Here is an 11,585-nt window from a genome sequence, read left to right as displayed (position 1 = left end):
TGGAACCCACGACCACCGCACGGTCCTCGAACACCGACCGCGTCACGGCCAGCGACCGGCCCACGTCGGCGGCGGAACCCCGCATCCCGTCCAGCAGCTTCGCCGCCTGCGCCCGCAGCGCTTCCTCTCCGCGCGCCGAGACCGGCCACAGCACCACTCCGCCACCGCTGCCGGCGGGCTCGGCGGCCTCCTGGGCCTGCTCGGTCTCCTCGGCCTCCTCCAGCACCACGTGCGCGTTGGTGCCCGAGATACCGAAGGAGGACACTCCGGCGCGGCGCGGACGGTCCTGGGTCCGGGGCCAGTCGCGTGGCTCGTCCAGGAGGCGTACGTCACCCGCCGACCAGTCGACGTGGGTGGACGGCGTGCCGGCGTGCAGGGTGCGCGGCAGCAGGCCGTGGCGCAGCGCCAGCACCATCTTCATGACTCCGGCGACGCCGGCCGCGGCCTGGGTGTGGCCGATGTTGGACTTCACCGACCCGAGCCACAGGGGCTGTTCGCGGTCCTGTCCGTAGGTGGCGAGCAGGGCCTGTGCCTCGATGGGGTCGCCCAGTGTCGTGCCCGTGCCGTGGGCCTCCACCGCGTCCACGTCCGCCGTCGACAGCCCGGCGCTCGCCAGCGCCGCTCGGATCACCCGCTGCTGCGAAGGACCGTTCGGCGCCGTGAGGCCGTTCGACGCTCCGTCCTGGTTGACCGCGCTGCCCCGGAGGACGGCCAGCACGCGGTGCCCGTTGCGCCGGGCGTCCGACAGCCGCTCCAGCAGCAGCAGGCCCGCGCCCTCGCCCCAGCCGGTGCCGTCCGCGGCGTCCGCGAAGGGCTTGCAGCGGCCGTCGCCCGCCATGCCGCCCTGGCGGCTGAACTCGACGAAGGCGCCGGGGGTGGACATGACGGCGACACCGCCCGCCAGGGCCAGGGAGCACTCTCCGGCCCGCAGGGCGTGTGCCGCGAGGTGCAGGGCGACCAGGGAGGAGGAGCAGGCCGTGTCCACCGTGATGGCGGGGCCCTCCAGGCCCAGGGTGTAGGCGACCCGTCCGGAGACGACGCTGCCGGTGTTGCCGGTGAGGATGTGGCCCGCGACGCCGTCGGGGACGTCGCGCAGGACGGAGCCGTACTCCTGGTTGCTGGCGCCGACGAAGACACCGGTGCTGCTGCCGCGCAGGGCGGCGGGGGCGATGCCCGCGCGTTCCACCGTCTCCCAGGCGACCTCCAGCAGCAGCCGCTGCTGGGGGTCCATGGCGAGGGCCTCGCGCGGTGAGATGCCGAAGAAGTCGGCGTCGAAGCGGTCGGCGCCGTGGACGAAGCCGCCCTGGCCGGTGGCGCTGCCGCCGTCGGTGCCCTCGGAGCCGGACAGCGCGTCGAGGTCCCAGCCGCGGTCGGTGGGGAAGCCCGTCATGGCGTCCGTGCCGTCCGCGAGGAGCCGCCAGAAGTCCTCGGGGGTGTCGGCTCCGCCCGGCCAGCGGCAGGCCATGGCGACGATGGCGACCGGCTCGGTCATCGCCTCCTGCAACCGCTGGTTGTGCTTGCGCAGCCGTTCGTTCTCCCGGAGCGAGGCACGGAGGGCTTCGACGACTTTTTCGGAGGACATGCTCAGCTCCACACTTCGCGCTTCGATGAAGACAGGGGTCCAGTCGGGGCTGGAGGGATCGGGACGGGGGCGGTGACGCTCAGTCGTCGGCGCCCAGGGCCATCCGGACGAGGTCGTCCACGTCCATGTCGTCGACGTCCACGTCGGCGCCGTCGGCCGGGGCCGGCGGCTGCTGACCGGGCCGGGCGGCGGGGGCCGACGCGAGCTCCATGAGCGCGTCCAGCAGCCCCGACTCGCGGAACCTGGTGATCGGGATGGAGGTCAGCAGCTTGCGGAGGGCCGCCTCGTCGGGTTCGCCCGGACGGGGGGTGGCCGTGCCCGGCGCGGCCGGGTCGGTTCCGGCCGCGAAGTGCTCCCGGCTCAGATGGTCGGCGAGCGCCGTCGGGGTGGGGTAGTCGAAGACCAGGGTGGCGGGCAGCAGCACTCCGGTGGCGGCGTTGAGCCGGTTGCGCAGTTCGACGGCGGTGAGCGAGTCGAAGCCGAGTTCCTTGAAGGACTGCTCCGGGTCGATCCGGGCGGCGGACGCGTGCCCCAGGACGGCGGCGACCTGCCGGCAGACCTCTTCGGCCAGCCTGCGGTGCCGGTCGGCGGCGTCGAGCCGGGACAGTGCGGCGGCGAGGTCCTCGCCGCCGCCCGGCCGGGTGGCCGGTGTGTGCTGCGCGACGGCGCGTCGGGTCCGGGCCAGGCCGGACAGCAGGAGCGGTACCGGGCCCTCGGCCCCGAGGCGCGTCGTGTCGACCGCCATCGGCAGGCGCACGGCCGCGGGCTGGTCCAGGGCTTCGGTGAAGAGGGCCAGGCCCTCCTTGGGGGCGAGCGGCGGCAGTCCGGCGCGTTCCATGCGGCGGATGTCGGCGTCACCGAGGCCGCTGGTCATGCCGGTGGCCTGGGACCAGGGTCCCCAGGGCAGGGACAGGGCGGGCAGGCCGAGGGAGCGCCGGTGTTCGGCGAGGGCGTCGAGGAAGGCGTTCGCGGCGGCGTAGTTGGCCTGGCCGGGGGCGCCCAGGGTGCCGGCGACCGAGGAGAACAGGACGAAGGCGCTCAGGTCGAGGTGGCGGGTGAGGTCGTGGAGGTGGACGGCGGCGTCCAGCTTCGGGCGCAGTACGGCGTCCAGCCGCTCGGGGGTCAGGTGGTCCACGACGGTGTCGTCGAGGACTCCGGCGGTGTGGACGACGGCGGTCAGCGGATGCGCGTCGGGTACCGAGGCGAGGAGGGCGGCGACCTGGTCGCGGTCGGCGACGTCCGCGGCCCGGACGTGCACCTCGGCGCCGAGCTCCTCCAGTTCGGTGACGAGCGGGGCGGCCTCGGGGGCGGCGGGTCCGCGACGGGAGGCGAGCAGCAGGTGACGTACGCCGTGCTCGGTGACCAGATGGCGGGCGAGCAGGGCGCCGAGGCCGCCCGTGCCGCCGGTGACGAGGACCGTGCCCTGCGGGTCGAGCGGTGCGGGGACGGTGAGGACGACCTTGCCGATGTGGCGGGCCTGCGACATGTGGCGGAAGGCTTCCGGCGCGCGGCGCACGTCCCACGGGGTGACCGGCAGCGGGGTCAGGACTCCGGTCGCGAACAGGTCGACGAGGGCGGTGAGCATCTCGCCGATGCGGTCGGGTCCGGCCTCGATGAGGTCGAACGCCCGGTACTGGACGCCGGGATGGCGGGCGGCCACGTCGTCGGGGTCGCGGACGTCGGTCTTGCCCATCTCCAGGAAGTGTCCGCCGGGGGTGAGCAGTCGCAGGGAGGCGTCGACGAACTCGCCCGCCAGGGAGTCCAGGACGAGGTCGACGCCGCGGTCGCCGGTCGCGGCGCGGAAGGCGGCCTCGAAGGACAGGTCGCGGGAGGAGGCGATGTGCCGGTCGTCCAGACCGGCGGCGCGCAGGGCGTCCCATTTGCCGGGGCCGGCGGTGGCGTACACCTCCGCGCCGAGGTGGCGCGCGAGCTGGGTGGCGGCCATGCCGACGCCGCCGGCCGCCGCGTGCACGAGGACGGTCTGGCCCTCGGTCACGCCGCCGAGGTCGACGAGGGCGTAGTAGGCGGTGAGGAAGACGATCGGTACGGTCGCCGCCTGGGCGAAGGTCCAGTCGTCGGGGACTCGGGCCACGGTGCGGGCGTCGGCCACCGCCACGGGTCCGTAGGCGGCGGGGAACATGCCCATGACGCGGTCGCCGACGGCGAGGCCGGTGACGCCGGGGCCGACCTCGGTGATCACCCCGGCGCCCTCCAGGCCGAAGTCGCGGGCCGGGCCGGGGTACATGCCGAGGGCGTTGAGCACGTCACGGAAGTTGACGCCGGCGGCGCGGACGGCGATCCGTATCTCGCCGTCGGCGAGGGCGCGTTCGGCGTCGGGGGCGGCGACGAGGTCCAGGCCGTCGAGGGTGCCCTTGCGGACCATGTCCAGCCGCCAGGCGGAACCCGGGGTGGAGTGCGGGGGCCGCAGGGCGGCGTCCGGGTCGGTGCGGGCGACACGCGGGAGGTGCACGGTCCCTTCGCGCAGGGCCAGTTGGGCGTCCGTGCCGTCCAGTGCGGTGGGCAGGGCGGCGAGTGAGGCGGCGGCGGTGTCGGTGTCGAGGAGGACGAACCGGCCGGGGTGCTCGGACTGCGCCGACCGGACCAGGCCCCAGGCCGATGCGGCGGCCGGGTGGCGCACCCCGGGTCCGGCGGGTCCGTCCGGCATGAGCGCCTCACGGGTCACCAGCACGAGCCGGGTGGCGTCCAGCCGTCGCTCGGCGGACAGCTGCCGGACGAGGGCGAGGGCGTGCCCTGCCGCGGCGTGTCCGGCGCCGTCGAGCGGGCCGTCGTGGTGGGGCAGGACGGCGAGGACGGTGCCGGGTGCGGTGTCGTCCGCGGTCGCCGCCAGGGCGGTGAGGTCGGCGGCCTCGGTGACATCGGCGGGGATCCCGGCGGCGTCGAGCAGGGCGGCGAACTCCCGGCCGGCGGCGTCGCCGAGGACGGTGAGCGGGTCGGGGTCCGGCCGGCCGCTTGTGGCGGGCTGCGGCTGCCAGTCGAGGCGGAACAGGTCGCCCGCGCCCCGGTCGGGCCGGGCGCGCAGCCGTTCGGGGTCGATCTCTCGCAGGGTGAGCGATCCGATGGAGGCCACGGGCCGCCCGGTGACGTCGGCCACGTCGAGGGCGACGGTGTCCTCGCCGCTCAGGGCGAGCCGGACGCGGACGGCGGTGGCGCCGGTGGCGTGCGGGGTCACGTCCCGCCAGGAGAACGGCAGCCGGCCGGGCGCGGAGTCGTCCAGCGGCAGGAAGGCGGTGGCGTGCAGGGCGGCGTCGAGCAGCGCGGGGTGCAGACCGTAGCGGTGGGCGTCGGCGTGCGCCTGCTCCGGCAGGGCGATCTCGGCGTACACGTCGCCGTCGAGCCGCCAGGCGGCGCGCAGCCCCTGGAACACGGGTCCGTAGTCGAACCCGGCGGCGGCGAGGCGGTCGTAGGTGTCGTCGACGGGGAGTTCCTCGGCTCCGGCGGGCGGCCAGTCGGCGAGCGGGGCACCCTCGGGTTCCGGACCGGCGCCGGGGGCGAGGATGCCGTCGGCGTGCAGGGTCCAGGGCCGGTCGGCGCCGGCGTCGGCGGGCCGGGAGTGCACGCCGAGCGGGCGGTTGCCGTCCGCGTCGGGGGCGCCGACCCGCAGGTGCAGGGTGACGGCCTGGTCGGCGGCGAGCAGCAGCGGTTCGACCAGGGTCAGTTCGGCGATGCGGTCGCATCCCACGCGTTCGGCGGCGAGCAGCGCCAGGTCGAGGTGGGCGGTGCCGGGCAGGATGGTGGTGCCGCCGACGGCGTGATCGGCGAGCCACGGCTGGTCGGTGACGGAGAGCCTGCTGGTGAAGACGTGGCCGTCGGCGAGGTCGACGCGGGCGCCGAGCAGCGGGTGTCCGGCGTCGGCGAGGCCGGCCGCGGCCAGGTCGGACGCGCTCCGGCCGGCCGTGGTGGGCCAGTGGCGCTCCCGCTGGAAGGCGTAGGTGGGCAGGTCGACGACGCGGCCGGTGCCGCCGGTGGCGGCGCTCCAGTCGACGTCGACGCCCTGGGTGTGGGCGCGCGCCAGACCGGCGAGCAGGGTGGCGGTCTCGTCCTGGCCGGGGCGCAGCAGGGCGACGGCGCTGGTGCCGGCGGGGTCGGTGACGGCGTCGGCGACCAGGGCGGTGAGCGTGCCGTCGGGGCCGATCTCCAGGTAGTGGCGGACGCCGGCCTGCTGGAGGGCGCGCACGCCGTCGTGGAAGCGGACGGCCTGGCGCACATGCCGGACCCAGTAGTCGGGCGAGGCGAGTTCGTCGGGTCCGGCCGGCCGGCCGGTGACGTCGGAGACCACGGGGATGAGCGGTTCGTGGTAGCGGAGCGTGGCGGCCACCTCGCGGAAGTCCTCGAGCATGGGCTCCATGAGGGGCGAGTGGAAGGCGTGGCTGACACGCAGCCGCTTGGTGCGCCGGCCCAGCTCCTCGATGCGGGCGGCGACCTCCCGTACGGCGTCCTCCTCACCGGAGACCACCAGCGAGCGGGGGCCGTTGACCGCGGCCAGGCCCACCCGGTGCTCGTGGCCCTCCAGCAGGGGCAGCACCTCCTCCTCGGTGGCCTGGAGGGCGACCATGGCGCCGCCGGCCGGGAGGGCGTCCATCAGCCGGCCGCGGGCCGCGACCAGGGCGCAGGCGTCGCCGAGGGTGAGGACTCCGGCGGCGTGCACGGCGGCCAGGGAGCCGATGGAGTGGCCGAACAGGTGGTCGGGGGTCACTCCGAGGCTGCGGACGAGCCGGTAGAGGGCGACTTCCAGGGCGAACAGGGCGGGCTGCGCGTATCCGGTGCGCTCCAGCAGCGCTCCGGCGTCGCCGAGGACGGCCTCGCGCAGCGCGGTGCCGAGGACGTCGGCGCCGAAGTGGGCGCACACCTCGTCGAAGGCGTCGGCGAAGACCGGGAAGGCGGCGTACAGGTCGGCGCCCATGCCGGGGCGTTGGGCGCCCTGTCCGGTGAAGAGGAAGGCGGTGCGTCCGCCGCGTGCGGCGGTGCCCGTCCCGTCGGGCGGGGTCGTGCCGGAGGCGAGCCGGGTCAGCTCGGCGAGCAGGTCGTCGCGTCCGGTGCCGAGCAGGACCGCGCGGTGTTCGAAGGCGGGGCGGGTGGTCGCCAGGGAGTGGCCGAGGTCGGCGGCGGACAGTTCGGGGTGGCGCAGGGCGTGGTCGCGCAGCTTCTCGGCCTGGGCGCGCAGCGCCTCGGGGGTGCGGCCGGACAGCGGCCAGGCGGTCGTGGCGTGGGTGACCGGACGGGCGGGAGGCCGGGCGCCGGTGGCGGACGCGGCCGGGGCCTCTTCGAGGATGACGTGGGCGTTGGTGCCGCTGAACCCGAAGGACGAGACTCCCGCGCGGCGGGGGCGGCCCTCCTCCCGCTGCCAGGGCCGGGCCTCGGTCAGCAGGTGGACGGCGCCGGAGGCCCAGTCGACCCGGCTGGAGGGCCGGTCGGCGTGCAGGGTGCGCGGCAGTTCGCCGTGGTGCAGCGCCAGCACCGTCTTGATGATGCCGGCGACGCCGGCGGCGGCCTGGGTGTGGCCGAGGTTGGACTTCACCGAGCCGAGCCACAGCGGCCGGTCGTCGGGCCGGTCCTGGCCGTAGGTGGCGAGGAGTGCCTGGGCCTCGATGGGGTCGCCGAGGACGGTGCCCGTGCCGTGTCCCTCGACGGCGTCGACGTCGGCGGGGGTGAGTCCGGCGTCGGCCAGCGCGGCCCGGATGACCCGTTCCTGCGAGGGCCCGTTGGGGGCGGTCAGGCCGTTGCTGGCGCCGTCGGAGTTGACGGCGCTGCCGCGGACCACGGCCAGGATCCGGTGTCCGTTGCGCCGGGCGTCGGAGAGCCGCTCCACCAGCAGCATCCCGGCGCCCTCGCCCCAGCCGGTGCCGTCGGCGCCGTCGCCGTAGGCCTTGCAGCGTCCGTCGGGAGCCAGGCCGCGCTGGCGGCTGAACTCCAGGAACGCGGCCGGGGTCGACATCACGGTGACGCCGCCCGCGAGCGCCAGGTCGCACTCCCCGGCGCGCAGCGCCCGCGCCGCCCAGTGCAGGGCGACCAGGGAGGAGGAGCAGGCGGTGTCGACGGTGACGGCGGGGCCCTCCAGGCCCAGGGTGTAGGAGATGCGCCCGGAGACGACGCTGGCGGCGTTGCCGGTGCCGAGGTAGCCGTCGACGTCGTCCGCGGACGTGCGCAGCAGGGTCGGGTAGTCCTGGCCGTTGGTGCCGGCGAAGACGCCGGTGCGGGAGCCGCGCAGGGTCCGCGGGTCCAGGCCCGCGCGCTCGACGGCCTCCCAGCACACTTCGAGGAGGAGCCGCTGCTGCGGGTCCATGGCGAGGGCCTCGCGCGGCGAGATGCCGAAGAAGGCGGCGTCGAACCGGTCGACTCCGGACAGGAAGCCGCCGGTGCGGGTGTAGCTGGTGCCCTCGTGGTCGGGGTCCGGGTGGTACAGCGAGGTGAGGTCCCAGCCGCGGTCGTCGGGGAATCCGGTGAGGCCGTCGCCGCCGGAGGCGAGCAGGTCCCAGAGCCGTTCGGGGGTGTCGGCGCCGCCGGGGAGGCGGCAGGCCATGCCGACGACGGCGAGGGGTTCGTCGCTGCCGCCGGACGCGGGGCGCGGCGGGGCGGTGGCGGACCGGGCGGGGCCGTCGCCGGCCGGCAGCGAGCGCAGCAGGTGTGCGGCGAGGGCGGCCGGGGTGGGGTGGTCGAAGGCGACGCTGGGCGCGAGCCGCAGGCCGGTGCGGCGTTGCAGCGCGTTGCGCAGGTCGACGGCGGTCAGCGAGTCGAAGCCGAGGTCGCGGAAGGCGCGTTCGGGGTCGGCGGCGGGGGCGTCCGGGGTGTGGCCGAGGACGGTGGCGATCTCCGTCTGCAGGAGGCGCAGGACGGCGCCGGGCCGCTCGGCCGCCGGCAGCGCGGTGAGGGTACGGGCGAGGCGTCCGCCCGTCGCGGCGGCTCGGGCGGTACGGGGCACGGCGGCGGCGGGGTCGCGCAGCAGGGCCGGGGTGGGGGTGGTGGCGGCCCGCGCCGCGGCCAGGTCCAGCCGGACCGGCAGCAGCACCGGGCGGTCCTGCGCCGCGGCGAGGTCGAGCAGGCGCAGGGCGTCGGCGGTGGGCAGCGGTGCGACGCCCGCCCGGGCCATCCGGGTGCGGTCGGCGTCGCCGAGGCCGGCCGTCATGCCGCTCTCCTCGGCCCACAGGCCCCAGCCGAGGGCGAGCGCGGGCCGTCCCTGGGCCCGCAGGGTGGCGGCGAGCGCCTCCAGGAAGGCGTTGGCGGCGGCGTAGTTGCCCTGTCCGGGACCGCCGAAGGTGGCGGCGGCGGACGAGAACAGCACGAACGCCGACAGGTCCAGGTCCTGGGTCAGGCGCGCCAGATGCACGGCGGCGTCCGCCTTGGGCCGCAGCACGGCCGACAGCCGGTCGGGGGTCAGCGCGCGGACGACCCCGTCGTCGATCACCCCGGCGGCGTGGAAGACCGCACCGAGGGGGTGGGGTGCGGGTACGGCGTCCAGGAGTGCCGCCAGCGCGGCGGGGTCGGCGACGTCGCAGGCGGCGAGCGTCACCTCGGCCCCGGCCTGTTCGAGGGCGGCGCGCAGCTCGGCGGCGCCGGGCGCCTCGGGGCCGCGGCGGCTCGTCAGCAGCAGGTGTCGTGCTCCGTGCGCGGTGACCAGGTGCCGGGCGAGGGCCGAGGCGACGGTGCCGCCCGCCCCGGTGATCAGCACGGTCCGCTCCGGATCGAGGAGCGGCCTCGCGGCGGTGGCGGAGGTGGCCGGGTGGTGCCGGACGAGGCGGGCGGCGTGGGCGCGGCCGTCCCGCAGGGCGATCTCCGTCTCGCCGGTGTGCGCCGCGTCGCGGACGGCGGCGAGGAGCGACTCCGGGTCGGTGCCGGAGTCGGTGTCCACGAGCAGGAAGGACCCCGGGTTCTCCGACTGCGCCGACCGCACCAGACCGCGTACGGCGGCCGCGGCGAGGTCGGCGACGGGCTCGCCGGGCCGGACGGCCACCGCGTGCCGGGTGAGCAGGACCAGCCGGGCGTCGGCCGTGCGCTCCTCGGCCTGCCAGCGCTGGAGCAGTTCCAGGGCCGCGGCCGCCGACTCGTGTACGGCGGCGGGCGGTTCCGCGTCGTCTCCCTGCCAGGAGACGAGGACCAGGTCGGGCACGGGCGCGCCGGGGTCGGCGAGGGCGGTGAAGAAGGCGTCCGGGTCCGGGTGGCGGTCGGTGTCGGCCGGGGCCGGTGCGGCGCCCACGACGGCGAGGGTCGGCCGGTGCGTGGCCGTCCCGGCCGTCGGCAGGGGGATCCAGTCGACGGCGAACAGGTCGTCACCGGCCGCCGACGGGGCGGTCAGGGGGAGTTCGTCGACGGGAGTCAGGGTGACCGCGTCGACGGTGGCGACGGGGGTGCCGGAATCGTCCGTGAGGTCGAGTCGCAGGGTGCCGTCGGAGTGGGACCGGAGGGCGACCCGCAGCGTCTCCGCGCCGGCCGCGTGCAGGGCGCAGTCCCGCCAGGTCACGGCGAAGCCGCCGGGACGGCCGAGCGCGGGCGCCGTGTGCAGGGCGGCGTCGAGGAGCGCGGGATGCAGGGCGACCCGCAGCGCGTCCGACCGGAATTCCTCGGGTACGGCGACCTCGGCGTAGGCGCGGTCCCCGGCCCGCCACACCGCGGTGAGCCCGCGGAAGGCGGGACCGTGGTCCAGCCCGAGGTCCCGCCACGCGTCGTAGATCTCGTCGATCTCGTCGGCGGTCAGGGCCTGGGCGCCCGGCGGCGGCCAGGCGGCGTCCGGTGCGTCCGGGCCGGGGAGCTCCGGCGGGGCCCCGGCCTGATCGAGGACACCGCGGGCGTTGCGGATCCAGGGCCGGTCGTCCGGGTGCGCGTCGTCCTGTGTGCGGTCGGCGGCCGGGAGGGGCCGGGAGTGGCAGGAGAACGTCCTGACGCCGTTCTCGTCCGGGCTGTCGAGGACGACCTGGATCTCCACGGGCCGGTCGCCGTCGAGGACGAGCGGTCGCTCCTGTTCGAGCTCGACGACGTGGTGGCAGCCGACGAGCGCGCCGAGATGCAGGGCGAAGTCGACGTATGCGGCACCGGGCAGCACGGTCGCGCCCGCGGCGGTGTGGTCGGCCAGCCAGGGGTGTGTGCGGGGGGAGAGCACGGCGGTGGACAGCACGGACGAGGAGTCCGCCAGGGTCACCGCGGCACCGAGCAGCGGATGCCCGCCTGCGCGCCGTCCGGTGCCGGGCACCGGATCGAGCCAGAGGCGTCGCTGCTGGAAGGCGTAGGTGGGCAGGTCGACCGTCCGGCCGGTGGGGAAGAGCGCGGACCAGTCCGGGCTGTGCCCGTGGGCGTGCAGCGCGGCGACGGCACGCAGCAGGGTCACCGGCTCCGGGGCGTCCTTGCGCAGTGCGGGCGTCAGGACGCATCGGTCGTCGTCGAGGAACGCACCGGCGAGCGCCGTGAGGGTGGCGTCCGGGCCGAGTTCGACGAAGCGCGTGGCCTTGTTCCGTACGAGCGTGCGGACCGCGTCGGCGTACCGGACCGCCCGGCGGACGTGCCGCACCCAGTGGTCCGGCGACATCAGTTCCTCGGCGCTCGCGGTCTCCCCGGTGAGCGTGGAGACGATGGGCAGCCGGGGACGCTCGTACGTCAGTCCGGCGGCGACCGCGCGGAAGTCGTCGAGCATCGGCTCCATCAACGGCGAGTGGAAGGCATGACTCACCCGCAGCGCCGTGACCTTGCGGCCCTGGCCACGGAAGTGCCCCGCGATCTCCTCGACCGCCCCGGCCCCACCCGAAACCACCACCGCCTGCGGCCCGTTGACCGCCGCGATACCCACCTCGTCACCCAGCAGGGGCAGCACCTCCTCCTCGGAGGCCTGCACCGCGACCATCGCGCCACCCGCCGGCAGCGCCTGCATCAGCCGGCCGCGCGCCACCACCAGACGGCACGCGTCCGCCAGCGACCACACCCCCGCCACATGCGCCGCCGCGATCTCACCGATCGAATGACCCGCCAGCACATCCGGCCGCACACCCCACGACTCCAGCAG

2 protein-coding genes are annotated in these 11,585 nt (G+C 76.3%); both read right to left on the bottom strand.

Features of this window, described 5'->3' with window-relative positions:
* The coding region (locus AQJ58_RS39405) for a type I polyketide synthase (protein ID WP_234360465.1) at positions 1-1,582 on the bottom strand (1,582 nt) is incomplete at its 3' end.
* Between the two features lie 79 nt (positions 1,583-1,661).
* Positions 1,662-11,585, bottom strand: a 9,924-nt coding sequence (locus AQJ58_RS45585) for a type I polyketide synthase (RefSeq protein WP_159056404.1), incomplete at its 5' end; no start/stop codon positions are given.

The sequence above is a fragment of the Streptomyces sp. DSM 15324 genome, assembly GCF_001514285.1.
Classification (GTDB): domain Bacteria; phylum Actinomycetota; class Actinomycetes; order Streptomycetales; family Streptomycetaceae; genus Streptomyces.
Note: the sequence above shows the minus strand (reverse complement) of the source record. Positions and strands in the feature narration are given on the sequence as shown.